Consider the following 25,927-nt stretch of genomic DNA (forward strand, 5'->3'; position numbering starts at 1 on the left):
TTACGTCCCGGACTCCTCGATGGGAACTCGGCTCCGCGCCTCGCCGAGCGCTCTGGCCTCCGCGAGGTGCTTCCGCGCCGACTCGACGCGACCGGACGCGGTCTCCAGCTCACCGAAGGCGAGCAGGACCTCCGCGAGGGACGCGGGTGAACCGGCCTCGCGTGTCATCGCCAGTGCTTCGCGCATCAGGGCGAGCCCTTCCTCCGCGCGGCCGCGGCGGGCGTGCAGGGACGCCAGCGCCGTGAGGGTCCGCGCGTACTGGACCGGGTCGTCCAGCTCCGCCATCGCCCTGGCGGCCGCGGTCAGCTCGGCCGCGGCCTCTTCCAGCCTGCCCAGGTCGGCGAGCACCTCCCCCGCGCGCCGGCGGCACAACGCGACCCCGCGCGGCACCCCCATCCGCGCCTGGACGCCCGCCGCGTCGCGGAAGTGGTCCAGCGCGGCGAGCAGGTCACCGGAACCCCTCGCCGCGCGGCCGAGATGCGACAGTGCCGTCGCCATCGTCAGGTCGTGCTTCTCCGCCCGGCCGAGCCGCAAGGCGAGCTCGTTCTCCGCGACGGCCTCGCGGTACCGGCCGACCTTGGCGTAGGCGAACCCGAGCTGCGACCGCAGCCGCGCCTCCGCGAGCCGGTGCCCGCACCGCTGCGCGGCGGCGATGCCCAGCCGCTGCAGCTCGATCCACTCCGCGTAGTCGCGGCGGTGGACGAAGAAGCCCCACAACGCCTCGCAGAACTGCCAGACCAGCTCCGACCAGCCCTGACGCTCCGCCTCCAGCAGCGCGCCTCGCACCGCCGCCTGCTCCCGGTCCAGCCAGCGCCAGGCCTCGTCGGCGGACATCGGCCCGACCTCGGCGTAGAGCGGGCTCAGCCGCCAGCGGTGCGGGTGCACCACGGCGTCAGCCCGCACCAGCGCCTTCAGGTACCACTCGACGATCGCGCGCCTGAGCGCATCGGGCTCCTGCTCCGCGCTGGCGGCGGCGTGCGCGCGGATGAGGTCGTGGAAGCGGAAGCGGCCGTACTCGTCCTCCTCGATCAGATTCGCGTCGAGCAACTCCTCCAGCCCGTCGTCGACCTCCTCGGGCTCGACGCCGCTCACGTCGATCAGCATCCCGGCGTCGAAACCGCCGCCCGGGTGCAGCCCGCCGAGGCGGTACAGCCGCGCCGCTGCCGGGGAAAGGCGCACGACAGACGCGTCGAACACCCCGTCCCGCAAAGCGAACCGCCGGGTAAGCGAATCCGCCTCGCGTCGCAGACTCCGTCGCGGCCGGGCGCGCAGCCGCGCGGCGACGACCGCCAGGGCGAGCGGCAATCCACCGCACAACGTCGCCAGCGTCCCCGCCGCCTCGGGTTCCGCCTCGACACGCTCCCGCCCCACCAGTTCCGCCAGCAGCTCGACGGCCTCGTCACCGTCGAGCGGACCGACTTCGACGTAGTTCGCCAGACCGGCAAGCCGCCACCGGCTGGTCACCACGGCGATGCCACCGGCAGGCAGCAAAGGACGCACCTGCGCGGCCGAGACAGCGTTGTCGAGCAACACCGCGACAGCGCGCCCAGCCGTCAACGACCGGTACACCGCTTCGCGCTCTTCACGCGTTTCTGGCACTTCGTCGGCCTGAACGCCCAACGCCGTGAGAAACCGGTGCAACACCGTTTCCGGCGTTGTCGGACCCGCCGGGTCGAAAGCCGCGAGGTCCGCGTACAGCTGCCCGTCGGGATAGTCGGCGCGTACGCGGTGGAGCCAGTGGAGCGCCAGCGTCGTCTTGCCAGCGCCCGCCGGGCCGGTCAGGATCACCAGCCCCTCGCGATGGGCGTCGAGTTCGGCGAGTTCCCGCGCCCGCCCGGCGAAAACCGACGGCAGCTGCGCGAGCGTCACCTCTCCGGTCTACCTCACCCTTCGCCGGGCGGGCAAGGACGTGCGGTGTTGTGGTAGCCGAAAACCCGGCGTTCCCGGGCGGTCACGCGGGCCATCACCTCGCTGCGCCACGGCGTGCTCGTCGCGGCGCGGTAGGCCGTTCGGTCGAACAGGGCCACGTCGTCGATCTCGTGGAACGCCAGCAGGTCCGGGCCCGAGCCCTCGACCCGCCGGTACCGCCGCACGCGGCGCCAGCCGGGGATCGCCAGCAGCAGCGGCACGTGCTCCTCGCGGTACCACGCGTCCAGCCCGCGCTCGTCGCCGCTGGACAGGGCGACCGACACGACGACGGGTGACTCCACCACGGGGGTGCCCTGGTCGTCGATCAGCTCGTACACGCGCCGGTCCAGGGTCTCCAGCCGCTCGACGACGGACTGCTCGCGGGGGCTGCGGCGTCGGATCGCCTGGTACGCCTCGCCGCGCAGCACCTCGGTGTCCAGCTCGTACCACGCCAGCCAGCCGGGGCGCCGGCCGTCGAGCGCGCGGTACCGGTAGCCGCTGCGGATGCCGGGCACCCCCACGCGCGCGGGCGCGTGCTCGGTGTCGTACCAGTCGTGAAACTCCGCCTCCGGCACCCGGCCGGGCTCGGCGAGAACGAACAGCAGTCCTTCGGTCATCGGGTACCGTCTTTCCGGTGTCGAGAGAAGACCCCGACGTCATCGACTCGGTCGAGAAGGCCTTCCGGCTGTTGCAGAGTTTCTCGGCCGAGCGCCCCGCGATGACGGTGAGCAGCGCGGCCGCCGCGACGGGACTGACCCGCGCGACGGCCCGCCGGATCCTGCTCACCCTGCAGCGGCTGGGCTTCGCCGAGACGGACGGCCGCGAGTTCCGGCTCACCGCCGGGGTGCTGCGGCTGGGGTACGGCTACCTCGCGGCGCTGCCGTTCTGGGAGCACGCCCAGCCCCACATGCGCGCGTTGTCCGACGAGCTGCGGGAAGCCAGCTCGATGGCCACTTTGGACGGTGGCGAGATCGTCTACGTGGCCAGGGTCCCGGCGCCCCGCTCGATGAGCATCACGCTGAACGTGGGTTCGCGCCTGCCCGCGTACCCGACGTCGATGGGCCGCGTGCTGCTCGCCGCCCTGCCCGACGACGAGCTGCGGTCCTATCTGGACACCGCGGAACTGCGCCGGCTCACCCCGCACACCACGACCGACGCCGGGAAGCTGCGCGCGGAGCTGCGGCGGGTGCGCGAGCAGGGCTACGCCGTCGTGGACGGCGAGCGCGAGGAGGGCGTGCGCTCGGCGGCCGCCCCGGTCCGCGGCTCGGGCGGGCAGGTGCTGGCGGCGCTCAACGTCTCCGCGAACGCCGCCCGCGTCACGCTCGACGAGCTGCGTGACGTGTTCGGGATCGCGGTGGGCAACCTGGCGCAGGGCACGGCGGTCGCGCTGGGGCTCGGGACGCTGATCGTGCGCTCGCAGCCGCTGTTCACGACGTTGCGCTGGGCGGGCGTGGTGTACCTGTGTTACCTCGGGGTGCAGGCGCTGCGCAGCGCCCGCCGAGGCGACTACCGCATGCTCGACGCGATCGGTTCCCGTGCCAGCGGGTTCCGGCGCTGGCGTGAGGGTTTCCTGTCGAACATCACCAACCCGAAGGTGCTGGCGCTGTACCTGTCCGTGCTGCCGCAGTTCCTCGACCCCGTGCGCTCCACGGCGTGGGACGCGCTGCTGCTGGCCTACACGGTCGCGGTGCTGGGTGCACTGTGGCTGCTGGTGCTGATGGCGCTCGTGCACCGCGTGCGGGCCTGGCTGCAACGCCGCCGTGTCCGCCGCTCCCTCGACGCGGTGACCGGCAGCGCCCTCATCGGCTTCGGCATCGCACTCGCCGCGGAGGGCTAGCAGAGGGCGCGGTGCCATGACCGCGCCCTCGTCCAGGTCCACCAGGCCGCTTCCGCAACCTCACCCGGCACCACCCCGACCGCGGGACGCGGTCAGGAGCGCTCCGGCGCCCCCGAAACCCGCTCGATGCGCGCCCCCAGCCGGTTCAGGTTCTCGACGAAGTGCGGGTAGCCGCGGTCGATGTGGAAGACGTCCCACACCTCCGTCACACCGTCGGCGCACAGGCCGGCGAGCACGAGGCCCGCTCCGGCGCGGATGTCCGACGCCCACACCGGCGCGCTGGACAGCGAATCCACCCCGCGCACGACCGCGTGGTGCCCGTCCGTCCGGGCGTCCGCGCCGAGGCGCTGCATCTCCTCGATGAACCGGAACCGCGCCTCGTACACGTTCTCCGTGATCATCGACGTGCCCTCCGAGATCGCGGACAGCGCCACGGCGAACGGCTGCAGGTCGGTCGCGAAACCCGGGTACGGCAGCGTCACGAAGTCCACCGCCTTCGGCCGTTCCGCCTGCACCACGCGGAAACCCGTGCCGTCGAACGTCGTCACCTCGGCGCCGGCCATGCGCAGCTTGTCCAGCACCAGGTCGAGGTGGTGCGGGTTCACCCCGCGCACGGTGATGTCGCCCCGCGTCATCGCCGCCGCGAACGCCCACGTGGCACCCACGATCCGGTCGCCGATCACGCGGTGTTCCGTGGGGTGCAGCGCGTCCACGCCGTGCACGGTCAGGGTCGACGTGCCGGCGCCCTCGATCTTCGCGCCCATCTCGATCAGCATCGTGCAGATGTCGGCGATCTCCGGCTCGCGGGCCGCGTTGTCGATCACCGTCGTGCCCTCGGCCAGCACCGCGGCCATCAGGATGTTCTCGGTCGCCCCGACGCTCGGGAAGTCCAGCCAGATCTGGGCGCCCTGCAGCTCGTCGGCCTTCGCCACGACGCAGCCGTGCTCGATCGTGCTCGTCGCGCCCAGCGCACGCAGCCCGTTCTGGTGCATGTCCAGCGGCCGCGAACCGATCGCGTCCCCGCCCGGCAGCGCCACGACGGCCCGCTTCAGCCTGCCCACCAGCGGCCCGAGCACGCACACCGACGCCCGCAGCTTGCCCATCGCCGGCGAATCGGCGCGGTGCGACAGCTCGGACGGCGTCGTGATCCGCGCCGTGTCGCCGTCGAGCTCCACCTCGCAGCCGACGCTCCGCAGGACGTCCGCCATCAGGGGGACGTCGAGGATCTGCGGGCAGTTGGTGATCGTCGTGGTGCCCTCGGCGAGCAGCGCCGCGGCCATCAGCTTGAGAACGCTGTTCTTGGCCCCGACGACCTCGACCTCGCCCTCCAGGCGGGCCCCGCCATGCACGTCCCAGTGCTCGCTCATGGCCGTCATCATGCCTCCCCCGGATGCCACCCGATCGGGAGGGCACGCGATAACACACCGCGACAAGATTCAGGCGAAAGTGTGAAACACTACGCGCTTCACGAGCGATAAACGCCTGCTGTGTAACCCGCCCGAGGGAGCGAAGCGCGAGATGGTGGCCCGTCCCACGACCCCCGAGCTACCGACGGTGCACCGCACCGAGATCGACGGCGTACCGGTCTTCTGGCACGACCAACCCGGTCGGCTGAACGCGAGTCTGATCTTCGGCGTGGGCCTCGCGCACGAGACGTTCCTCGAAACGGGCATCACGCACCTCGTCGAGCACCTGGCGATGCGCCCGCTGCGCACCAGCCGCTACGACAACAACGCCTCGACCGAGATGCTGCACACCAGCTTCGACGTCGGCAGCAACCCCGCCACCGTCGTCCAGCACCTGCGCCGGATCTGCGACTCGCTGAGCGATCTCGACACCGGCCCGCTCGACCTGGAGCGCGGCATCCTGATGGCCGAGGAGCGGACGAGCGAGGGCCCGGGCGTCACGTCGTGGCTCCCCGCGTCGCTGTGGTTCGGCAACCGCGCCTACGGCCTCGCGGGCAACGTCCAGGTCGCCACCGTCCGCGCCAGCGCCGAGGACGTGCGCGCCTGGTGCGCCCGCTGGTTCCACCGCGGCAACGCCGCGCTCGTGCTCTCCGGCCCGCCGCCGGAGGACCTGCGGCTCCCGCTGCCGGACGGGCCTCGCGGCCGGCCGCCCGTGGCCCCGCCGTTCACGCTGCCCACCCCGGCCACGACCACCGTGCCCAACGGCGTCGTCGGCTGCGCGCTGGTGGACTGGACGGCCGCGATGGGCTGCGCCACCGGCGTGCTGATCACCCGCCTGACCGACCGGCTGCGGCACGGGGAAGGCCTCGTCTACGACCTCGGTTTCGACCACCAGATGGTCGACGACCGGCGCGCGGTGCTCGGTTTCGGCACGGACGTGCCCGACAAGCACGCCTCCCGCGTCGTCGAGGCGATCCGCGGGGAGCTGCTCGTGCTGGGCGAGGCCGGGCCCAGGGACGAGGAGCTGGCCGCGGACCGCGACAACCTGGTGGAGCAGCTCACCGAGCGCGAGTTCGCCGAGTACCGCGTGTTCGACGAGGCGATGAGCGAGCTCACGGGCTGGTCGTCGGCCGCGGGGCACCAGAAGGAGGTCCTCGCCGGCGTTGATCCGGACGCGGTCGCGGCCGCGGCACGGGAACTCGCCGCGAACCTCGTGCTGTGCGCGCCGGAGGGCCGCGTTCCGCGTGACCTGCCGGAGCTGCCCGGCAGCCCGCTGACGCCGCCGCAGGGCCGCGAGGTCAAGCGGGCGTTCGTCGGGTCCACCGCGCCGCGCGGCCTGCGGCTCGTGGTCGGCGAGGAGGGCCTGACGTCGTACTACGGCGGCAGCCCGGTGCCGGTCGCCGTGATCCGCTTCGACGACGTCGCGGGGGTGGGCGTCGAGCACACCGACGGGCAGCTGCCGATCCTGCACGTGTCCGGCCTGCACGGCGGCATGATCACCGTGCGCCCCGGCGACTGGCGCGGCGGCAGGGCGCTCGTGCGCGAGCTGCTGTCGCGGTTCCCCGAGGAGGTCCGCTTCGACGCGCCGGACGCGATGCGGCTGTTCGAACAGTCCTAAGGCCAGCCGCTTCCCCACCACCACCCTCAACGGACACGCTCCGCGTGACAGCTACATTCGAGGCATGCCCGTACGCATCAACCGCGTCTACACCAAGGTCGGCGACAACGGCACGACGGCGCTCGGTGACGGCAGCCGCGTCCCGAAGACCGATCCGCGCCTGGCCGCGTACGCGGACGTCGACGAGACCAACTCCGTCATCGGTCTCGCGATCGCGATGGGCAACCTCGGCGAGGAGATCGCGGGCGTGCTGCGGCGGGTGCAGAACGACCTGTTCGACGTGGGTGCCGACCTGTGCGCGCCGGTCGTCGAAAATCCTCCGTATCCACCTCTCCGGATCACCGAGGACTACATCACGCGCCTCGAAGGCTGGTGCGACGAGTTCAACGAGCGCCTGCCGAAGCTGACGTCGTTCATCCTGCCCGGCGGCACCCCGGGCGCCGCCTTCCTCCACCAGGCCCGCACGGTCGCCCGCCGCGCCGAACGCAGCGGCTGGGCCCTCGTCGAGGCCGACGCCGAGCACACCAACGCCCTGGCCGTGAAGTACCTCAACCGCCTGTCCGACCTGCTCTTCATCCTCGCCCGTGCCGCCAACCCCGACGGTGACGTGCTCTGGCAGCCGGGCGGGGCTTCCTAACCTGTCCGGCGGAAACACGAAGAGCCATCCCGCAAGGGATGGCTCTTCGAAAAGCTCAACTCGCCCGTGGCAGCCGCCGCCCCGGTGGGGCCGACTCCAGCCAGGACAGGAAGCCCGTCAGCGCACCGGGCCCCATCGCGATCTCGATGGGCTCGTGCCCCTCGGACTCGCACCGCAGCACCGTCGCGTCCGCCGGGACGGCGTACGCCTCCGTGCCCGCGGGATCCCGCCGGTCGGCGATCATCAGGGTTTCCCGCTCGAACACGCGGTCCGGCCCGGTCCGCAGGCTCCACACGCGGTACCAGGCGAACACCTCGGCCTCGTACCGCGCCATGCCCAGGTGCCAGCCCGCACGGGCGTTGTCCGGATCCCACCGCAGCGCGACGCTCACGCCACCGCCACGGCGCATCCGCACCCAGCGCAGCCCGTACCAGGCCGCCAGAACGACAAGAGCCAGCAGGAGAACCAGGACAACCACGGCGATCTCCACGGCCGGCTCCCGCTCGTCGCCCCGGTCAGGCCGGCTGGCCGGCCGCTCGCAGGCGGGCGCTCGCCCTCGCCCTCTCCGCCTCGTCCTCGGCGTTGAGCGCGGCCCTCGCCTGCTCGACGTCGATCTCCTCGGCGAGCTCGGCCGACTCGGCGAGCACGCTGACGCGCTCGTGCGTCACGGAGAGGAAGCCGCCGTGCACGGCCGCGTGCACCGTCTCGCCGTCGGTGGTCTCGATCTTGACGATGCCGCCCTCGACGAGCTGCCCGAGTACCGGTTCGTGGCCGGGCATGATGCCGATCTCACCCTCGGTCGTCTGCGCGACCACGAACGTGGCCTGGCCCGACCAGAGGCGGCGCTCGACGGCGACAAGCTCGACGGAAATCTCAGCCACGTAGCTCTCCTTCACCTCGGGCGTCGTACCCGAGTCTAATACGCCCGGATCGGCTGACGAGAACGGCGGGGCCCGCGTCCTCAAAGGACACCTGCCCCGCCGCTCCCGGTCGGGTCACTTCTTGGTGATCTCGCGGTACTTCTTCTCGAGGTCGTCCAGACCACCGATGCCCAGGAACGCCTGCTCCGGGTAGTGGTCGAACTCGCCCTTGGCGATCTTGTCGAACGCCTCGACGGTCTCCGACCGCGGCACCGTCGAGCCCGGCTGGCCGGTGAACTGCTCGGCGACCAGCATGTTCTGCGACAGGAACCGCTCGATGCGGCGGGCGCGCTGCACCGTCAGCTTGTCCTCTTCGGACAGCTCGTCCATACCGAGGATCGCGATGATGTCCTGCAGCTCCTTGTACTTCTGCAGGATCCGGATGACCTCGGAGGCCACGCGGTAGTGCTCCTCACCGACGATCGCCGGGTCGAGGATCGTCGACGTGGAGGCCAGCGGGTCCACCGCCGGGAAGATGCCCTTCTGGAACACCGACCGCGAAAGCTCGGTGGTGGCGTCCAGGTGCGCGAACGTCGTCGCGGGCGCCGGGTCGGTGTAGTCGTCCGCGGGCACGTAGATCGCCTGCATCGAGGTGATCGAACGGCCCTTGGTCGAGGTGATCCGCTCCTGCAGCTCACCCATCTCGTCGGCCAGCGTCGGCTGGTAACCCACGGCCGAAGGCATGCGGCCCAGCAGGGTCGACACCTCGGAACCGGCCTGGGTGAACCGGAAGATGTTGTCGATGAACAGCAGCACGTCCTGGTTCTTGACGTCGCGGAAGTACTCCGCCATCGTCAGCGCGGACAGCGCGACCCGCATACGGGTGCCCGGCGGCTCGTCCATCTGGCCGAACACGAGCGCGGTGTCGTTGATGACGCCGTCCTCGCTCATCTCCAGGAACAGGTCCGTGCCCTCACGGGTGCGCTCGCCGACGCCGGCGAACACCGAGGTGCCACCGAAGTTCCGGGCGACACGGGTGATCATCTCCTTGATGAGCACCGTCTTGCCGACGCCGGCACCGCCGAACAGGCCGATCTTGCCACCCTGCACGTACGGGGTGAGCAGGTCGATGACCTTGAGGCCGGTCTCCAGCATCTCGGTCTTGCCCTCGAGCTGGTCGAACGGCGGGGGCTTGCGGTGGATGCTCCAGTGCTCGAGGTCCTCGCCGTAGCCCGGCTGGTCGAGGCAGTCGCCCAGCGCGTTGTAGACGTGGCCCTTGACCTCGTCGCCGACCGGGACCGAGATCGGGGCACCGGTGTCGAGCACCTCGGCGCCGCGGACGAGCCCGTCCTGCGGGGCCAGCGAGATCGTGCGGACCAGGTTGTCACCCAGGTGCTGCGCCACCTCGAGGGTGACGGTCTTGCGCAGCTGCTCGAACTCGATCTCGACCTTGAGCGCGTTGTACAGCTCGGGCACCGCGCCGCGGGGGAACTCGACGTCGACGACGGGACCGGCGACGGAGACGATCCGTCCCTTGGTCCGGGTTTCAGTGGTGGTCATCTACTCATCACTTCCTACAGCGGCGAGCGCATCGGCCCCACCGACGATTTCGCTGATCTCCTGGGTGATCTGGGCCTGCCGGGCCTGGTTCGCCAGCCGGGTGTAGGTGTTCACCAGGTCGTTGGCGTTGTCCGAGGCCGACTTCATGGCGGTCCGCCGGGCTGCCAGCTCGGAGGCCGCCGACTCCAGCAACGCCGAGAAGATCCGCGTGTTGATGTACTTCGGCAGCAGGGCCGACAACAGCCGGTCCGCGCTGGGCTCGAACTCGTAGGAGGGCAGCAGGTCCCCGGACTGGGGCTGCTGCTGCTCGTCCTCCTCGGTGTACTCGACCTCCAGCGGGGCCATCCGCTTGGCCGTGGGCACCTGGCTGAGCATCGAGCGGAACTCGGTGTACACGATGTGCACCTCGTCCACGCCGTCCTCGGCCAGGAACGCCTCGGTCAGCGCCCGGCCGGCCTCGGCCGCGTTCTCGTAGTGCGGCTGGTCGGAGAACCCGGTCCAGCTGTCCGCGACCTCGCGGCCCCGGAACCGGTAGTAGTTCAGGCCCTTGCCGCCGATGACGTAGACCGACGGCTCCTTGCCCTCCGAGCGGAGCAGCGACAGCAGCTCCTCGGTGGTCCGCAGCACGTTGGCGTTGTAGCCACCGCACAGACCCTTGTCACTGGTCACCACCAGCACCGCGGCGCGCTTCGGGTTCGGCCGCTCGACGAGGAACGGGTCGTCCAGGTTGGACGCCGCGCTCGCGAGCGCCGAGAGCACCTTCGTGATCTCGGTCGAGTAGGGCCGGGAGGCCTCCACCCGCGCCTGCGCACGGCCGATGCGCGAGGTGGCGATCAGTTCCATCGCCTTGGTGATCTTGCCGATCGATTTGGTCGCCCGGATCTTTGCCCGGAGCTCGCGAAGTTGCGCCATCAGCTATCCGGTCACTTCGTCGGGGCCGGCTTGTTGACCTTGACGGTCTCCTGCCCGACCTTGTCGGCGTCCATCGCCTCGGCCTCGGCCTCGTTCACCAGGCGGCCACCCTCGGAGGTGGTGAAGCCCTTCTTGAACTCGGCGGTGGCGGCGATGACGCGCTCGGCCAGCTCGTCGGTCCACTGACCCTTGTCGCGGATCTCGGCGAGGATGTCGTCGTGCTTGTGCCGCAGGTTCTGCAGCAGCTCGGTGTTGAACCGCGCCACGTCCTCCACCGGGACCTCGTCGAAGTGCCCGTTGGTGCCGAGGAACACGGTGACGACCTGCTGCTCGACCGGGACCGGCGAGTACTGCGGCTGCTTGAGCACCTCGTACAGGCGGACACCGCGGTCCAGCTGGGCACGCGACGTCGCGTCCAGGTCGGAGGCGAAGGCGGCGAACGCCTGCAGCTCCTGGTACTGCGACAGGTCGATGCGCAGCGAACCCGAGACCTTCTTCATCGCCTTGATCTGCGCGTCACCACCGACGCGGGAGACCGAGGTGGTGACGTCGACCGCCGGGCGCTGACCCGAGTTGAACAGGTCGGACTGGAAGAAGCACTGCCCGTCGGTGATCGAGATGACGTTGGTCGGGATGTAGGCCGAGATGTCGTTGGCCTTGGTCTCGATGACCGGCAGCCCGGTCAGCGAGCCGCCACCCAGCTCGTCCGACAGCTTCGCGCACCGCTCGAGCAGCCGCGAGTGCAAGTAGAAGACGTCGCCGGGGAAGGCCTCGCGGCCCGGCGGGCGGCGCAGCAGCAGCGAGATCGCGCGGTAGGCGTCGGCCTGCTTGGACAGGTCGTCGAACACGATCAGCACGTGCTTGCCCTGGTACATCCAGTGCTGGCCCAGCGCCGAACCGGTGTAGGGGGCGAGCCACTTGAAGCCGGCCGAGTCGGACGCGGGGGCCGCGACGATGGTGGTGTACTCCATCGCGCCGTGGTCCTCGAGCGCCTTCTTCACACCCGCGATCGTGGAGCCCTTCTGGCCGACCGCGACGTAGATGCAGCGGACCTGCTTGCTCGGGTCGCCGCTCTCCCAGTTGGCCTTCTGGTTGATGATCGTGTCGACGCAGACCGCGGTCTTGCCGGTCTTGCGGTCACCGATGATCAGCTGGCGCTGGCCGCGGCCGATCGGGGTCATCGCGTCGATCGCGGTGATACCGGTCTGCAGCGGCTCCGACACCGGCTGCCGCTGGACGACCGAGGCCGCCTGCAGCTCCAGTGCGCGCCGGTCGTCCGCCTCGATGTCGCCGAGGCCGTCGATCGGCTTGCCCAGCGGGTCGATGACCCGGCCGAGGAAGCCGTCGCCGACCGGGATGGACAGGATCTGCCCGGTCCGCTTGACCTCCTGGCCCTCTTCGATGGCCTCGTAGTTACCCAGGATCACGACGCCGATCTGGCGCGGTTCCAGGTTCTGCGCGACGCCGAGGATGCCGCCGGGGAACTCCAGCAGCTCGTTGGCCATGGTCGAGGGCAGGCCCTCCACGTGGGCGACGCCGTCACCGGTGTCCACGACGACGCCGACCTCTTCCCGGCTCACGTCGGGTGAGTAACTCGAGACGTAGTTCTCGATCGCGCTACGGATCTCGTCCGAGGAGATCGTCAGCTCCGCCATGTCGTTCCCGCTCTCGCTTCGTTCTTGCCAGTGTCCAAAGTCTGTGTCATCACGGTCGTCACGCCAGCTGCCTGCGCAGTGCCGCGATCCGGCCCGCCGCGCTGCCGTCGATGACCTCGTCACCGACGCGGACGACCAGCCCGCCGACGAGCCGCGGGTCGACCTCCACGTGCAGGGCGATCGGCCTGCCGTAGATGGCCTTCAGCTTCTCGGCCAGCTGCTGTTCCTGCTGCCCGGAGAGCGCGGCCGCGCTGGTGATGTAGGCGACCGAGCGCTCGCGGCGCTCCGCCGTCAGCCGCACCAGCCGGTCGAGCCCGTGCCCGACCCCTCGGCCGGTCTGCCGGGACACGACCTGCTCGACGAGAGCGAGGCTGATGCCACCGGCCTTGCTCCCGAACAGGTCCTTGACCAGCTTGCGCTTGGCCTCGGCAGGTGCCGCCTGGTCGGACAGCGCCTGGTCGAGTTCCGGTTCACCCACCACGATACGGGCGATCCGGAACAACTCGTCCTCGACGGTGTCCAGCGTCCCGGCCTTTTCCGCGCCGGTCAACAGCGCGGAGCGGCCGAGCGACTCCAGACCGTCCAGCAGCTCACGCGGGCTGGACCACCGCTGGCCGACCGCGGTCTCGACCACGCGCAGCGCGGGCCCGGACACCTTGCCGGTCAGCAGCGAGGTGGCCAGCCGACGACGGGCTTCGGGGTCGGAGGAACCGTCACCGAGCGCCCGGCGCAGCCCGATCTCCCTGGTCAGCAGGTCGACCACGGCGAAGAGCTCCGAGCCGAGCGCCTCCGGCTCGGCACCGGACTGGCCGAGCACCTCGTCGAGGGTGCGCTCGGCCGAGTCGAGTGCTTCGCGACTGGCGGCGTGCAGTGTTGCCGGGCTAGTCATGAGCGTCTACTTCCCTGCTCCGTTGGAGGTCCCGAGTTCGGCGAGGAAGCGGTCGACCGTGCCACGGCGCCGGGCCTCGTCCTCGAGGGACTCCCCGACGATGCGGCTGGCCAGCTCGACCGAGTTCCGGCCCAGCTCGGCCCGCAGCTCGGCGACGATCTGCGCCTTCTGCGCCTGCAGCGCGGCGTGACCCTGCGCGATGATGCGCGCGGCCTCGTCCTGTGCCTCGGCACGCAGTTCTTCCTTGATCCGCTCGGCCTCCAGCCGGGCGTCGTCGCGGATCTTGGCGGCCTCGGTGTAGGCGTCCTGGAGCTGGGCCTTGTACTGGGCCAGCGCCTTTTCGGCCTCCGCCTGCGCCTGCTCGGCCTTCTCGATACCGCCTTCGATCTTGGCGGCCCGCTCCTCGTAGAGCTTCTCGAAGCGCGGCACCGCGAACTTCCAGAGCAGCCACAGCAGGATCAGGAAGGCGACCAGGCCGAGGATGATCTCGCTCGGGTGCGGCAGCACCGGGTTCGGCGCCTCTTCCGCCGCGAGGACGATCTGGGTCTTCACCACAACGACTCCTTAAACGTGAGCGGGAAACTCAGGCGTTGGAGGCGATGAAGTAGATGACCAGGCCGATCAGCGCGAGCACCTCGGTAAGCACGAAGGTGGTCCACGCGATACCCATCAGCTTGCCCTGCGCCTCCGGCTGGCGGGCGGTGCCGTTGATGACCGCGGCCCAGATCAGACCCACACCGATACCGGGGCCGATGGCACCCAGCCCGTAGCCGATCGCGGCGAGACCCGGGTTGATGTTCGACGCGGCGTCGGCGGCCTGGGCGAGAACGATGTTGCTCACTTGCTATTCCCTTTCATTCGGTCCGCGGTGACCGCGGATCGGGGCTTTGCGTCTGGTGGTGTTGCTGTCAGTGGTCTTCGGCCAGTGCGGCGCCGATGTAGTTCGCGGACAGGACCGCGAACACGTAGGCCTGGATCACCTGGATCAGCGCCTCGACGAAGGTCATCAGGATCGCGAAGGCCCAGGACACCACCGAGATCGGCTTGAACGGACCGCTCGCGTGGAGCAGGAGGTACTCACCCGCGACGGTGAACACCAGCAGGATCAGGTGCCCCGCGAACATCGCGGCGAAGACTCGGATCGCCAGGGTGAGCGGGTTGAGCACGAACTTCTGCAGGAACTCGATGGGAGTCAGCAGGAAGTAGATCGCCAGCGGCGCCCCGGGCGGGACGGTCGCGTGCTTGAGGTACCCGACGAAACCGTGCCGCTTGAAACCCACGTAGTGGTAGACCGGGTAGACCACGAACAGGGACAGCGCGAGCGGGAAGCCGAAGTGGGACAGCGTCGGGAACTGCAGGATCGGGACGAGCCCGAAGATGTTGTTCACGAGCACGAACGAGAACAGCGCCAGGATGAGCGGCACGAAGGGCCGGAAGTCCTTGGACCCGATCTGCTCGCGGGCGATGCCGTTGCGCGCGAAGTCGTAGATGTACTCGACGGCGAACTGCCCCTTGCCCGGGACGATCTTCAGCTTCCGCGAGCTGATCAGGAAGAACGCGGCGATGATGACCACCGACAGCACGACCAGGATCATCGGCTTGGTGACCCCGCCGAAGATCGGCGGCAGGTTGAAGTCTCCGGCACCGGGGGGCGTGAAGGTGCTGCCCTCGGTCTTTACCAGCGCGCCCAACTGGGCTCCTTCCGGTTCTCCCGGCCGGCGTTCACTCCGCCGGGGGAATCGTCACGATCTGGACTTAACGTACCTGATACGTATCAGGTAGTTGGAAGCGGCTCCCGTGGGTGAACTGGCGGTGAACAGTCAGCCACCGTGGAACCCGACGACGATTCCCGAGGACGGGGACCGGGGAGGACCGTTGCCCGAGGCTCCATCACGATCGCGACAGTGCTGGTCGGGGTTCCGCCATCGGGGAGCGCGGTCGAGGCCCGCCTCCACGGTGCGGACGATACCAGCCGGTATCCGGCTGCCGTACGGCCGTACTCCTTAACGGTCGCCCGCGGGAATGATGGTCGGAATCCGCGTCCGGCGGAATGCGACGAACTCGGCCGCGGCCCACACGACAATGACGGCGAGCATCGTGAACGCCAGCGCTTTCACGTGGAGGAAGCCCACGTGGCGCAGCAGCATCATCACGCCGAGCAGCACCAGGATCTTGAGGATGTAGCCGCCGAGCGAAACGGCCATCACGGCCATCGGCTCCATCGCGGCGGTCTTGCGCATCATCCACAGCGTGACCAGCGAGGACGCGAAGGCCACGGCACCGCCGACGAGCGCGCCGAACAGCCCGGGCAGGCCGACGAGGACGACGGAAACCACCGCCCCGATGGCGACGGTGGCCAGGCCAGGCCACAGCGCGCCCCGGTACATCGCGTCCGCGAGCTTGAGCACGGACTGGGCGTGCGGGTTTTCGGTCTCGGTCATCACGTCGCTCCCTGCTGGTTCCTCGACCTCAGTCTAGGGATGACCGAAACGATCGCCGCGAGCACCAGCCCCGCACCCGCGATCCACAGCACCGCGGCCGTATCGAACAGCGTCAGCGAAACGGCGCCGAAACCGAGCAGCCCGGCCCACAGGTAAATGAGCAGCACGGCCCTGCGCTGGGAATGGCCGATCTCCAGCAGCCGGTGGTGCAGGTGCATCTTGTCGGCCGCGAACGGGCTCTGGCCGCGCCGCGTGCGGCGGATGACGGCCATCAGCAGGTCCAGCACCGGCAGGAACAGCACCGCGACCACGACCAGCAGCGGGGACAGCAGCGCGAGCGCGTCCGAACCGCCGAACCGGGTGTAGTTGATCTTCCCGGAGGCCGAGGTGGTGGCACCGGCGAGCATCAGCCCGATCATCATCGAGCCGGAGTCGCCCATGAAGATCTTCGCGGGCTGGAAGTTGTGCGGCAGGAAGCCGAGGCACGCGCCGGCGAGCGTCGCGGCGATGAGGGCAGGCGGGTACGTGCCCACGTCGCCGCCCGCGGAGTTGAGCAGGCCCAGCGAGAACGCGCACGTCGCCGTCGCCGCGATGAACCCCAGCCCCGCGGCGAGCCCGTCGAGGCCGTCGACGAAGTTCATCGCGTTGACCAGCAGGACGACCAGCACGACCATCAGCAGGCTGCCCTGGTTGCTGTCGAGCGTGACGACCGAGCCCAGAGCGTCGCCCTCGCCGCCCCACGGCACCCAGAACACGTTCCACTGCACGCCGAAGATCACCAGGATCCCCGCGCACAGCACCTGCCCGGCGAGCTTGGTCCACGCGTCGATCTCGAACCGGTCGTCGAGCGCGCCGATCAGCACGATCACGCCGCCGCCGAGCAGCACGCCGACGGGGTCGAGCGAGTACTCGAACGCGCGGCGCAGCACCGGCAGCTGGTGGGCCATCGCCATGCCGCCGGCCACGCCGAGGTACATCGCCAGCCCGCCCATGCGCGGGATCGGGATGACGTGCACGTCGCGGGCGCGGGGGTTGGCGATGGCGCCGGCGCGGATCGCGAACCGGCGCACGAGACCGGTCAGCAGGAAGGTCAGTGTCGCCGAGATGAGCCCGACGAGGATGTACTCCCGGATCGGGAGCCCGGCGGTCGCGATGGGAGTCATCAGGAGCGGGGCGCCACCGGCACGCCGAGCACCTCGGACACGGCCTGCGCGCTCACGGAACCCTCCCGCAGCAGCACCGGCTCGCTGCCGGTGAGGTCGACGATCGTCGAGGGCACCGGCTCACCGCTCGGGCCGCCGTCGAGGTACACCGAGACCGAGTCGCCCAGCTGCTCCTGCGCCTCCTGCGCGGTGGCGGCGGGCGGCTGCCCGGAGACGTTCGCGCTGGACACGGCCATCGGCCCGACGTCGCGCAGCAGCTCCAGCGCGACCGGGTGCAGCGGCATCCGGAGCATCACGGTGCCGCGCGTGGTGCCGAGGTCCCACTGCAGGCTGGGCGCGTGCGGCAGCACGATCGAGAGGTCGCCCGGCCAGAAGGCCTCGACCAAAGCCCTTGCCTGGGGCGGCATCCCGAGTACGAGACCGTCCACTGTGGACCATGAACCGACCAGCACACCGACGGGCATGTCCGGACCGCGGTGCTTCGCGCGCAGCAGGGCGCGCACCGCGCCCGCGTCGAAGGCGTCCGCGCCGATGCCGTAGACCGTGTCGGTCGGCAGCACGACCAGGCGGCTCGAACGCACCGCGCTCGCGGCCGCCGCCAATCCCTCCGCCCGCGATTCCGGACGGCTGCAGTCGTACACCGCGCTCATGGCCCAAGAGACTATTCGGTGACGCGGAGCGTCTCCGTTGAGGGTGGTGGTGGGCGAGGGGCTGGCCGTATTCCGTGACGCGTAGCGTCTCCGTTGAGGGTCGCTCAGGTTCGGCGGGCCGTGACGAAGCGCGGGCGTCCGGTGAGGTCCTGGTGGTCCCGCACGTCCGTGAGGACCTTGCGCGCCGAGACGACCGACGGGGCCGCCGTGCCGTGGGAGTCGTCGTGCTCGATGGCCATGCCCCCGCCGGGCTTGAGCAGGCGCGCGGCCGTCGCGACGGCCAGCCGGAGCACCGCGAGCCCGCCCTCGGACGCGAACACCGCCTGCGCGGGGTCGTAGTCGATCACCTCGGGCGGCAGGTCACCGCCCGGCGGCACGTACGGCGGGTTGCACAGGACGAGGTCCACGAGCCCGTCCAGCTCCGCGAAGATCGTGCTGTCGCCGACGTCGCCGGAGTACAGCCGGATCGGGGTGTCCCCCGCGGCCGCGCAGGCGTCGGCGTTGTGGCGCGCCCACGCCAGCGCCGTCGGGTCGTTGTCGACGGCGTAGACGATGGCGTCCGGGCGCTCGTGGGCGACGGCGAGCGCGAGCGCACCCGAACCCGTGCACAGGTCCACGACCACGGGGTGCTCACGGCCCTTGAGCAGCTGCAACCCCCATTCGAGGAGCAGCTCGGTCTCCGGACGCGGGATGAACACCCCGGGCCCGACACTCACCGTGATGTTGCCCAGCGCCGCCCAGCCGGTCAGGTGCTGCAGCGGCACCCGCTTGGCGCGTTGCGCGACGAGCTGCCCGATCGCGTCGATGACGGGCGGGTCGACCAGCGGGATCAGCGGGAGCCGCCCGCGTTCGACGCCGAGGACGTGCGCGGCGAGCAGCTCGGCGTCCGTCCTCGGTGACGCGACGCCGGCCTGTTCCAGGATCCGGGTCGCCTCGAGGATCGCCAGGCGCAGGGGTTGCCGCTTCACGGCTTCAACCTTCCCACAAGCAGTCGGAAAACCCTCGCACGCGGGCGGGAGAACCGCCCGCCTGCCGCACCCCGCAGCTCACGAACCGGCGGTGGCCAGCCGTTCCTCGCGGTCGGCGGCCGCCAGTGCGTCGAGCACCCCGTCCAGGTCGCCGTCGAGGACCTGGTCGAGGTTGTACGCCTTGTAGTTCACCCGGTGGTCGGAGATCCGGTTCTCCGGGAAGTTGTACGTGCGCACGCGCTCGGAGCGGTCGACCGTCCGGACCTGCGAGCGCCGCGCGTCGGCCGCCTTGCTCGCGGCCTCCTCCTCCGCCAGCGCCTGCAGCCGGGCCTGCAGCACCTGGATGGCCCGCGCCCGGTTCTGGATCTGCGACTTCTCGTTCTGGCACGACACGACGATCCCGGTCGGCAGGTGGGTCACGCGGACCGCCGAGTCCGTGGTGTTCACGCTCTGCCCGCCGGGACCCGACGAGCGGAACACGTCGATGCGCAGGTCGTTGGGGTCGATCTCCACCTCGACCTCCTCGGGCTCGGGGTAGATCAGCACCCCGGCGGCGGAGGTGTGGATGCGGCCCTGCGACTCCGTCGCGGGCACGCGCTGCACGCGGTGCACGCCGCCTTCGAACTTCAGCCGGGCCCACACGCCGTCGGCGTCCGTGCCCTTGCTCTTCAGCGACACCGTGACGTCCTTGTAGCCGCCCAGGTCCGACTCCACGGAGTCGAGCACCTCGGCCTTCCAGCCGTGCCGCTCGGCGTACCGCAGGTACATGCGCAGCAGGTCGCCCGCGAACAACGCCGACTCCTCGCCGCCTTCGCCCGACTTGATCTCCATGACCACGTCGGAGCCGTCGTACGGGTCGCGCGGGAGCAGCAGCTCGGTCAGCCGGGACTCGAGCGCCGGGATGCGCTCCGCGATCTCCTGGGCCTCGGCGGCGAACGCCGCGTCCTCGTGGGCCAGCTCCTGCGCCGCGGCGAGGTCGTCGCGGGCCGCGTCCAGCTCACCGATCGCCTTGACCACGGGGCTCAGCTCGGCGTAGCGGCGGCCCAGCTTGCGCGCGCGGCCCTGGTCGGCGTGCACCGCCGGGTCCGCGAGCTGCTTCTCCAGCTCGGCGTACTCGTCGAGCAGTCCGCGCAGTGACGACGATTCCACTTCAAAGACCTCTGGTTTCAGCGGGAAGAAGACCTACACACGAAAGCGGCGCCCGCCCCCGGGACCGGGTGCGGGCGCCGTCGAGCAAGCTACTTGGCGTCGGCCTTCTTCTGACGCTTGCCGTAGCGCGCCTCGAAGCGCGCGACCCGGCCACCGGTGTCCAGGATCTTCTGCTTGCCGGTGTAGAACGGGTGGCAGTTGGAGCAGATTTCGACCGTGATGTTGCCGGACGCCTTCGTGCTCCGCGTCGTGAAGGTGTTGCCGCAACCACAGGTGACCGTGGTCGGCACGTACTCGGGGTGGATACCGCTCTTCATGGGGTCCTCTCATCGTGGCCGCCGGGTCCTCGCGTGGAGGTGAACCGGAGCCGGACTTCAGCGGGATGATTTTGCCAGATCAGCTGACGTCTGGCACAACGCACCCCCGCCCACGGAAATTCCGCGGGCGGGGATTCCCCTGGGGGTCCAGGGGGCCTGCCCCCGGCGGGGGTCCGGGGGTTCGACCCCCGGAAAACACCTGACGGCGAGAGATGGCGAAGCGCCTGCGCGAGCAGGCGTCGCCATCTCGCAACCGTCAGTCCTCGTCAGCACCCAGCGCGGTCTTGGAGACCTGCATGAGGAACTCGACGTTGTTCTTCGTCTTGCGCAGGCGGGACAGCAGCAGGTCGATGGCCTGCTGGGAGTCCAGCGCCGACAGCACGCGGTGCAGCCGGTGGTGGATGGCCAGCTCGTCCGGCGAGAGCAGCAGCTCCTCCTTGCGGGTGCCGGACGGGTTGACGTCCACGGCCGGGAACACGCGGCGCTCGGCGATCTTGCGGTCGAGCTTGAGCTCCGCGTTACCGGTGCCCTTGAACTCCTCGAAGATGACCGTGTCACCGGTGGACCCGGTCTCCACCATCGCCGTGGCGAAGATGGTCAGCGAGCCGCCGTTCTCGATGTTGCGCGCCGCGCCGAGGAACCGCTTCGGCGGGAACAGCGCGGTCGAGTCGACACCACCGGACAGGATCCGGCCGGACGCCGGGGCCGCCAGGTTGTACGCACGGCCGAGGCGGGTGATCGAGTCGAGCAGGACCACCACGTCCATGCCCATCTCCACGAGGCGCTTGGCCCGCTCGATGGACAGCTCCGCGACCGAGGTGTGGTCCGACGGCGGCCGGTCGAAGGTCGAGGCGATGACCTCGCCCTTCACCGAGCGCTGCATGTCGGTGACCTCTTCCGGACGCTCGTCGACGAGGACGACCATCAGGTGGCACTCGGGGTTGTTCGTGGTGATCGCGTTCGCGATGTCCTGCATGATCGTGGTCTTGCCCGCCTTCGGCGGCGACACGATCAGGGCACGCTGCCCCTTGCCGACCGGCATCACCAGGTCGATGACGCGGGTGGTCAGCTTGTGCGACTCGGTCTCCAGGCGCAGCCGCTCGTTCGGGTAGAGCGGGGTGAGCTTGGTGAACTCGGGGCGTTTCTTGGCCTGGTCCGGCTCGAGCCCGTTGACGCTGTCGACCCGCACCAGCGGGTTGAACTTCTGGCGCTGCTGCTCGCCCTCGCGCGGCTGCTTGACGACGCCGGTGATGGCGTCACCGCGGCGCAGGCCGTACTTGCGGACCAGCGACAGCGACACGTACACGTCGTTCGGCCCCGGCAGGTAACCCGAGGTGCGCACGAACGCGTAGTTGTCGAGGACGTCGAGGATGCCCGCGACGGGCAGCAGGACGTCGTCCTCGCGGATCTCGGTGTCGGGGCCGCCGCCCTCGCCACGGCCACTGCCGCCACGGCGGCGACGGTCGCGGAACCGGCGACCGCGACGGCCGCCTTCGTCGTCGTCCGACCCACCGGCGTTGCCACCGCCACCCTGCTGGCCGCGGTTGTTCTGGGACTGGTTGTTGTTCTGCTGGCGGCGGTCGTCACGCTGCTCACCGCCACGCTCGCGCTGCTGCTGGTCGCCGCCGCGCTGCTGCTGGGCGTTGTCGCCCTTGCCGTCACGCTGCTGGCCACCGTCGCGCTGACCACCGTCACGCTGGCCGCCGTCGCGCTGCTGGCCACCGTCACGCTGGCCGCCCGCGTCGGGGCTGCCCGCGGCGCGGTTGGAGCCGCGGCGACGGCGGCTGCCGCCCTCACGCCGGGCGCCGTCCTCCCCCTGCTGGGGGGTTTCCTCGGCGGTCTTCTCCGCCTGCGGCGCCTTGGCGGCGGCGGGCTGCTCGGCCGGCTTTTCCACGGGCTTGTCCGCCTTCTCCGCCTTTTCCGGCTTCTCGGCCGGGGCGGGGGCCGCCTTCTCGGCGGTCACGGCGTCGAAGGGCAGCGTGTCGTCCGCCGCGGCGCGCTTGCTGCGGGGTGCCTTGCCCTGACGCTCGCGGATGGCGGCGATGAGGTCGCCCTTGCGCATGCCCTTGGTGTCCCCGACACCCAGTTCCGCCGCGAGTTCCCGCAGGTCAGCGATCACCATGCCGGACAGCCCGCCGGTGCGGCGCTTCGGCGCCGTGCCATTGGCCTGTTCCCCTGCTGATCCCGACGCGACCGGAGCGGCCTGGGTCTCCAGGTCACCGCTCAAAAGATCGGTGTTGCTCACACATGTCCTTCCTGACCGATCCACGCCTCCAGGTGGATCAGCGGACTACCGCCCGCGTCTGATCGCGCAGCGGTTCGCTACTGCCCGGTGCGGCTTCTCCAGCCCGAGACCGGCAGGTCACAGCGGCGGAGCCGCCACACGGGATGCCTGCTCCACGGGGGAGCACGCTGAATTCGTCACCGTTGCCACCGGAAACCCGCCTGAGGTCCATCCCTGCATCAGCTGTGCGGAATCATCGGCTTCAAACTGAAGATGCGATCCGGGAAGGATCCCCCGGGACCGTCACCGGGTGCGGAACTGCGCACGGTGATCGAACGCCCCCGAGGGTAGACCGAGCGGAGTCGAGGTGCAACAACCACCCCCGGCGTGGCGCCGAATCGGGTTGACCCCGCTACCGCGGCGTGACCTGGACTCCGACCGGATCGACCGGTAGTTCGGAGACGACGAACCCTTCAACACCGACCGAACCGGGAATTATTCCGTCGGTCGTCAGCGCCAGCACCGTCGGTCCGGCGCCGGACACCGTGGCCGCCACCCCGGCGTCACGCAGCTCACGCACGAGCCGCGCGGTCGCCGGGTAGGCGGAGGCGCGGTAGTGCTGGTGCAGCCGGTCCGCGGTGGCGGGCAGCAGCACGGCGGGATCGCAGGTCAGCGCGTGCACGGCGAGGGCGGCGCGGCCCGCGGAGAAGGCGGCGTCGGGGTGCGGGACCTGCGGCGGCAGCAGCCCGCGGGTGGCCGCGGTGGAGGACTTCACGCCCGGTACCGCGACGACCGGGCGGATCGACGGGTGCACCGTCAGCCGCTCGGCCGAAAACCGCCCGTCCTCGCACCACGCGATGACCAGGCCGCCCAGCAGGCTCGCGGCCGCGTTGTCCGCGTGCCCCTCGAACTCGGCGGCCAGCTGCACGGCCTCGGCGTCCGGCTCGCGGTCCGCGAGCGCGTAGCCCGCCGCGACACCCGACACGACCGCCGCGGCGGACGAGCCGAGCCCGCGCGCGTGCGGGATCTTGTTGAAACAACGCAGGTGCAGGCCCGGCACACGCACCCCGAGCCGCTCGCAGGTGTGGCGAATCGCACGTACGACAAGGTGCGTTTCGTCGGTCGGCACGTCCTCGACGCCGCCCGCGCCCGCGTCGAACACCTCGACCTTCAACCCGGCCTCGATGACCTGCACCTCGACCACGTCGTGCAGCCCGAGCGCCAGCCCCAGCGCGTCGAAGCCGGGCCCGAGGTTCGCCGACGACGCCGGCACGGTCACCTTGAACGACGTCACGACAGGTCCAGCGCCGCCGCGACCGCGTTCGGGTCCACCGACAGGGGTTCGACCTCGACGTTGCCTTCCAGGGCCGTAGACGGGTCCTTCAGGCCGTGCCCGGTGACGGTGCAGACCACCGTCGCGCCCTTGGGCAGCCGCCCGTCCGCCGCGGTGAGCAGCAGCCCGGCGACGCTCGTCGCCGAGGAGGGCTCCACGAACACGCCCTCCTTGCTCGCCAGCAGCCGGTACGCGGCGAGGATCTGCTCGTCGGTGACCTTCTCGAACAGGCCACCGGAAGCGTTGCGCGCGTTGACCGCGCCCTCCCACGAGGCGGGGCTGCCGATCCGGATCGCGGTCGCGATCGTCTCGGGCTCCTTGACCGGTTCGCCGTGCACGAGCGGCGCGGCACCCGCGGCCTGGAAACCGAACATCCGCGGGGTGTTCTCGACGATCCCGTCGGCGGCGTAACCCGTGTAGCCCGCCCAGTACGCGGTGATGTTGCCCGCGTTGCCGACCGGGAGGCAGTGGATGTCGGGCGCCCGGCCGAGCACGTCGCACACCTCGTACGCGGCGGTCCGCTGGCCGATCAGGCGCACCGGGTTGACGGAGTTGACGAGCGTCACCGGGTGGTCGGCCGCCGTCTTGCGGGCGAGTTCGAGGCAGTCGTCGAAGTTGCCGTCGACCTGCAGGATCCGCGCGCCGTGCAGGACGGCCTGGGCAAGCTTGCCCATCGCGATCTTGCCCTGCGGCACGAGGACCGCGCACGTCAAGCCGGCCCGCGCGGCGTACGCGGCGGCGGAGGCGGAGGTGTTGCCGGTGGAGGCGCAGATCACGGCCTGCAGCCCGCTGGCGAGCGCGTGCGTGATGGCCACGGTCATGCCGCGGTCCTTGAACGAGCCCGTCGGGTTGGCGCCCTCGACCTTGAGGTAGACCTCGGCGCCGGTCAGCTCGGACAGGTGCGGGGCGGGCAGCAGCGGCGTGTTGCCCTCGCCGAGGGTGACCACCTTCGCCCCGGCGGGGATCGGCACCCGGTCGGCGTACGCCTCGATGATCCCCGGCCACCCCGTCATGCGGCCCCCTCTCGGACGCGGCAAGCCGCGGCAGCGCCCTCGGCCAGCATGGCGCTGATGATTCGCTCGCAAGCTTCGCTCATGACTCCTCGCCTTCCACCCGCATCACGCTGACCACTTCGCGCACGACGTCCATCTTCCCGATCGCCTCGACCGTCGCGTCGAGAGCCGCGTCAGGAGCGAGGTGGGTCACGATGACCAGGCTCGCGGTGGACAGCCGGTCGCGCTGGCGCACGGCCGCGATGCTCACGCCGTGGTCGGCGAACACCTGCGCCACCTGCGCCAGCACACCCGGGCGGTCGGCCACGTCGAGGCTCACGTGGTAGCGCGTGGGCGTCTGGCCCATCGGGCGCACGGGCAGGTTGGCGTGCGCGGACTCGCGCGGGCCGCGCCCGCCGAGCACCAGGTTGCGCGCCACCGCGACGAGGTCGCCCAGCACCGCGCTGGCCGTCGGCGCGCCGCCGGCGCCCTGCCCGTAGAACATCAGCTCGCCCGCCGCGTCCGCCTCGACGAACACGGCGTTGAACGCGCCGCCGACGCCCGCGAGCGGGTGGCTGCGCGGGATCATCACCGGGTGCACGCGGGCCGAGACCGACTCCGTGCCGTCGTCGGCCGTCACGCGCTCGCAGATCGCGAGCAGCTTCACCGTGCGGCCCAGCGCTTTCGCGGCCGCGATGTCGGACGCCGTGACCCCCGAGATGCCCTCGCGGTGCACGTCGGACGCGGTCACGCGGGTGTGGAACGCCAGCGACGCCAGGATCGCGGCCTTCGACGCGGCGTCGTAACCGTCCACATCGGCCGTCGGGTCCGCCTCCGCGTACCCGAGACGGCTTGCCTCGTCGAGGGTTTCGGCGTACCCGGCACCCGTGGAGTCCATCGCGGACAGGATGAAGTTGGTGGTGCCGTTGACGATGCCCATCACCTTCGTGATGCGGTCCCCCGCCAGCGACTCGCGCAGCGGCCGCAGCAACGGGATCGCACCGGCCACCGCGGCCTCGAAGTACAGGTCCGCGCCCGCGGCGTCGGCGGCTTCGGACAGCTCGCCGGAGTACTCCGACAGCAGCGCCTTGTTCGCCGTGACGACCGACTTCCCCTTGCGCAGCGCGGTGAGCAGCCACGTGCGCACGGGCTCGATCCCGCCGATCAGCTCGACGACGACGTCCACATCGGACTCCACGAGCGCGGCGGCGTCGGCGGTGAGCAGGTGCTGCGGCAGCTCGGGGTGCTTGTCGGGGCGGCGCACCGCGATACCGGCCAGCTGCACGGGCGCACCGGCTCGGGCGGCCAGCTCGTCGGCCTGCTCGGTCAGCAACCGCGCGACCTCACCGCCCACCGTGCCGCAGCCGAGCAGGGCAACGCGGACCGTCCTGCCGTCCGAAGTGGACAG

24 protein-coding genes and 2 pseudogenes are annotated in these 25,927 nt (G+C 70.7%); 4 read left to right on the forward strand and 22 right to left on the reverse strand.

The genetic code is table 11. The features are described from left to right. Together BMZ92_RS28765 and BMZ92_RS28770 are read right to left on the reverse strand one after the other, a co-directional pair. Entirely contained in the window at positions 1-1,869 is a 1,869-nt protein-coding gene (locus tag BMZ92_RS28765) for a tetratricopeptide repeat protein (protein WP_091513898.1), read from the reverse strand. A 14-nt stretch (positions 1,870-1,883) separates the two neighbouring features. Further along, positions 1,884-2,525: a hypothetical protein gene (locus BMZ92_RS28770; RefSeq protein WP_091513900.1), complete on the reverse strand. Its 642-nt coding sequence runs from the start codon at positions 2,523-2,525 to the stop codon at positions 1,884-1,886. A gap of 17 nt (positions 2,526-2,542) precedes the next feature. Between BMZ92_RS28770 and BMZ92_RS38955 the strand changes: the two are divergent. Further along, a pseudogene (locus BMZ92_RS38955) lies at positions 2,543-3,235 on the forward strand (IclR family transcriptional regulator domain-containing protein); the annotation flags it as partial. Between the two features lie 3 nt (positions 3,236-3,238). After that, positions 3,239-3,745, forward strand: a pseudogene (locus tag BMZ92_RS38960) (LysE family translocator); the annotation flags it as partial. 92 nt (positions 3,746-3,837) lie between these two features. Here the strand turns inward: BMZ92_RS38960 and murA are convergent. Then, on the reverse strand, positions 3,838-5,112 hold the full coding sequence (murA, locus tag BMZ92_RS28780) for a UDP-N-acetylglucosamine 1-carboxyvinyltransferase (RefSeq protein WP_091514086.1): 1,275 nt from the start codon (positions 5,110-5,112) through the stop codon (positions 3,838-3,840). A gap of 151 nt (positions 5,113-5,263) precedes the next feature. On the opposite strand from murA, the gene BMZ92_RS28785 reads away from it, so the two are divergent. Together BMZ92_RS28785 and BMZ92_RS28790 are read left to right on the forward strand one after the other, a co-directional pair. Then, the gene (locus BMZ92_RS28785; protein WP_091513905.1) at positions 5,264-6,769 is read left to right on the forward strand and encodes a peptidase M16 family protein; all 1,506 of its coding nucleotides are present in this window, start codon (positions 5,264-5,266) and stop codon (positions 6,767-6,769) included. A gap of 64 nt (positions 6,770-6,833) precedes the next feature. Next, complete coding sequence (locus BMZ92_RS28790) at positions 6,834-7,406, forward strand: cob(I)yrinic acid a,c-diamide adenosyltransferase (RefSeq protein ID WP_091513908.1); 573 nt, start codon at positions 6,834-6,836, stop codon at positions 7,404-7,406. Positions 7,407-7,461: 55 nt separating this feature from the next. Here the strand turns inward: BMZ92_RS28790 and BMZ92_RS28795 are convergent, their stop codons facing one another. The 19 genes from BMZ92_RS28795 to BMZ92_RS28885 form a co-directional block, all read right to left on the reverse strand. Continuing rightward, positions 7,462-7,896, reverse strand: coding sequence for a DUF2550 domain-containing protein (locus tag BMZ92_RS28795; RefSeq protein WP_091513911.1), 435 nt, complete (start codon positions 7,894-7,896; stop codon positions 7,462-7,464). A gap of 25 nt (positions 7,897-7,921) precedes the next feature. Beyond that, entirely contained in the window at positions 7,922-8,287 is a 366-nt protein-coding gene (locus BMZ92_RS28800; protein WP_091514088.1) for a F0F1 ATP synthase subunit epsilon, read from the reverse strand. 114 nt (positions 8,288-8,401) lie between these two features. Continuing rightward, on the reverse strand, positions 8,402-9,826 hold the full coding sequence (gene atpD, locus BMZ92_RS28805) for a F0F1 ATP synthase subunit beta (protein WP_091513913.1): 1,425 nt from the start codon (positions 9,824-9,826) through the stop codon (positions 8,402-8,404). Further along, the gene (locus tag BMZ92_RS28810; protein ID WP_091513916.1) at positions 9,827-10,741 is read right to left on the reverse strand and encodes a F0F1 ATP synthase subunit gamma; all 915 of its coding nucleotides are present in this window, start codon (positions 10,739-10,741) and stop codon (positions 9,827-9,829) included. It lies immediately after the preceding gene. Between the two features lie 8 nt (positions 10,742-10,749). Then, the gene (gene atpA / locus BMZ92_RS28815) at positions 10,750-12,393 is read right to left on the reverse strand and encodes a F0F1 ATP synthase subunit alpha (protein WP_091513918.1); all 1,644 of its coding nucleotides are present in this window, start codon (positions 12,391-12,393) and stop codon (positions 10,750-10,752) included. Positions 12,394-12,451: 58 nt separating this feature from the next. Next, positions 12,452-13,282, reverse strand: coding sequence for a F0F1 ATP synthase subunit delta (locus BMZ92_RS28820; RefSeq protein ID WP_091513920.1), 831 nt, complete (start codon positions 13,280-13,282; stop codon positions 12,452-12,454). Positions 13,283-13,288: 6 nt separating this feature from the next. After that, positions 13,289-13,837 carry a F0F1 ATP synthase subunit B gene (locus BMZ92_RS28825; RefSeq protein ID WP_091513922.1) on the reverse strand — a complete coding sequence of 183 codons (549 nt, stop codon included), beginning with the start codon at positions 13,835-13,837 and terminating at the stop codon, positions 13,289-13,291. A gap of 28 nt (positions 13,838-13,865) precedes the next feature. Further along, positions 13,866-14,123 carry an ATP synthase subunit c family protein gene (locus BMZ92_RS28830; protein ID WP_091513925.1) on the reverse strand — a complete coding sequence of 86 codons (258 nt, stop codon included), beginning with the start codon at positions 14,121-14,123 and terminating at the stop codon, positions 13,866-13,868. A 67-nt stretch (positions 14,124-14,190) separates the two neighbouring features. Further along, positions 14,191-14,973 (reverse strand): F0F1 ATP synthase subunit A, encoded by a 783-nt coding sequence (gene atpB, locus BMZ92_RS28835; RefSeq protein WP_091513927.1) that lies wholly within the window; start codon positions 14,971-14,973, stop codon positions 14,191-14,193. 312 nt (positions 14,974-15,285) lie between these two features. Next, positions 15,286-15,723: a Cg1360 family ATP-synthase-associated protein gene (locus tag BMZ92_RS28840; protein WP_091513930.1), complete on the reverse strand. Its 438-nt coding sequence runs from the start codon at positions 15,721-15,723 to the stop codon at positions 15,286-15,288. Further along, entirely contained in the window at positions 15,723-16,886 is a 1,164-nt protein-coding gene (locus BMZ92_RS28845; RefSeq protein WP_091513932.1) for a glycosyltransferase family 4 protein, read from the reverse strand. Before BMZ92_RS28845 ends, BMZ92_RS28840 begins: the two co-directional genes overlap by 1 nt. Continuing rightward, entirely contained in the window at positions 16,886-17,536 is a 651-nt protein-coding gene (locus tag BMZ92_RS28850) for an L-threonylcarbamoyladenylate synthase (protein ID WP_091513934.1), read from the reverse strand. Before BMZ92_RS28850 ends, BMZ92_RS28845 begins: the two co-directional genes overlap by 1 nt. 104 nt (positions 17,537-17,640) lie before the next feature. Continuing rightward, positions 17,641-18,504, reverse strand: a complete 864-nt coding sequence (prmC, locus tag BMZ92_RS28855; protein WP_091513936.1) for a peptide chain release factor N(5)-glutamine methyltransferase — start codon at positions 18,502-18,504, stop codon at positions 17,641-17,643. A 78-nt stretch (positions 18,505-18,582) separates the two neighbouring features. Further along, positions 18,583-19,653, reverse strand: a complete 1,071-nt coding sequence (gene prfA / locus BMZ92_RS28860) for a peptide chain release factor 1 (protein WP_091513938.1) — start codon at positions 19,651-19,653, stop codon at positions 18,583-18,585. Between the two features lie 89 nt (positions 19,654-19,742). Beyond that, positions 19,743-19,970 carry a 50S ribosomal protein L31 gene (rpmE, locus tag BMZ92_RS28865; protein ID WP_091513941.1) on the reverse strand — a complete coding sequence of 76 codons (228 nt, stop codon included), beginning with the start codon at positions 19,968-19,970 and terminating at the stop codon, positions 19,743-19,745. A gap of 256 nt (positions 19,971-20,226) precedes the next feature. Then, positions 20,227-22,215, reverse strand: coding sequence for a transcription termination factor Rho (gene rho, locus BMZ92_RS28870; protein ID WP_177228912.1), 1,989 nt, complete (start codon positions 22,213-22,215; stop codon positions 20,227-20,229). 391 nt (positions 22,216-22,606) lie between these two features. Then, positions 22,607-23,488, reverse strand: coding sequence for a homoserine kinase (gene thrB / locus BMZ92_RS28875; RefSeq protein ID WP_091513943.1), 882 nt, complete (start codon positions 23,486-23,488; stop codon positions 22,607-22,609). Next, positions 23,485-24,540: a threonine synthase gene (gene thrC, locus BMZ92_RS28880; RefSeq protein ID WP_091513946.1), complete on the reverse strand. Its 1,056-nt coding sequence runs from the start codon at positions 24,538-24,540 to the stop codon at positions 23,485-23,487. Before thrC ends, thrB begins: the two co-directional genes overlap by 4 nt. Before the next feature lie 79 nt (positions 24,541-24,619). Next, on the reverse strand, positions 24,620-25,927 hold the full coding sequence (locus BMZ92_RS28885; protein WP_091514092.1) for a homoserine dehydrogenase: 1,308 nt from the start codon (positions 25,925-25,927) through the stop codon (positions 24,620-24,622).

The organism is Amycolatopsis sacchari, from assembly GCF_900114035.1.
GTDB classification, from domain to species: domain Bacteria; phylum Actinomycetota; class Actinomycetes; order Mycobacteriales; family Pseudonocardiaceae; genus Amycolatopsis_E; species Amycolatopsis_E sacchari.

Bases quoted from the DNA above. Each gene is read 5' to 3' on its own strand.
- BMZ92_RS28770 (WP_091513900.1), bottom strand. From the start codon at position 2,525: ATGACCGAAGGACTGCTGTTCGTTCTCGCCGAGCCCGGCCGGGTGCCG.
- murA (WP_091514086.1), bottom strand. From the start codon at position 5,112: ATGAGCGAGCACTGGGACGTGCATGGCGGGGCCCGCCTGGAGGGCGAG.
- BMZ92_RS28785 (WP_091513905.1), top strand. From the start codon at position 5,264: ATGGTGGCCCGTCCCACGACCCCCGAGCTACCGACGGTGCACCGCACC.
- BMZ92_RS28790 (WP_091513908.1), top strand. From the start codon at position 6,834: ATGCCCGTACGCATCAACCGCGTCTACACCAAGGTCGGCGACAACGGC.
- atpD (WP_091513913.1), bottom strand. From the start codon at position 9,826: ATGACCACCACTGAAACCCGGACCAAGGGACGGATCGTCTCCGTCGCC.
- atpA (WP_091513918.1), bottom strand. From the start codon at position 12,393: ATGGCGGAGCTGACGATCTCCTCGGACGAGATCCGTAGCGCGATCGAG.
- BMZ92_RS28820 (WP_091513920.1), bottom strand. From the start codon at position 13,282: ATGACTAGCCCGGCAACACTGCACGCCGCCAGTCGCGAAGCACTCGAC.
- BMZ92_RS28840 (WP_091513930.1), bottom strand. From the start codon at position 15,723: ATGACCGAGACCGAAAACCCGCACGCCCAGTCCGTGCTCAAGCTCGCG.
- BMZ92_RS28845 (WP_091513932.1), bottom strand. From the start codon at position 16,886: ATGACTCCCATCGCGACCGCCGGGCTCCCGATCCGGGAGTACATCCTC.
- BMZ92_RS28850 (WP_091513934.1), bottom strand. From the start codon at position 17,536: ATGAGCGCGGTGTACGACTGCAGCCGTCCGGAATCGCGGGCGGAGGGA.
- rpmE (WP_091513941.1), bottom strand. From the start codon at position 19,970: ATGAAGAGCGGTATCCACCCCGAGTACGTGCCGACCACGGTCACCTGT.
- thrC (WP_091513946.1), bottom strand. From the start codon at position 24,540: ATGACGGGGTGGCCGGGGATCATCGAGGCGTACGCCGACCGGGTGCCG.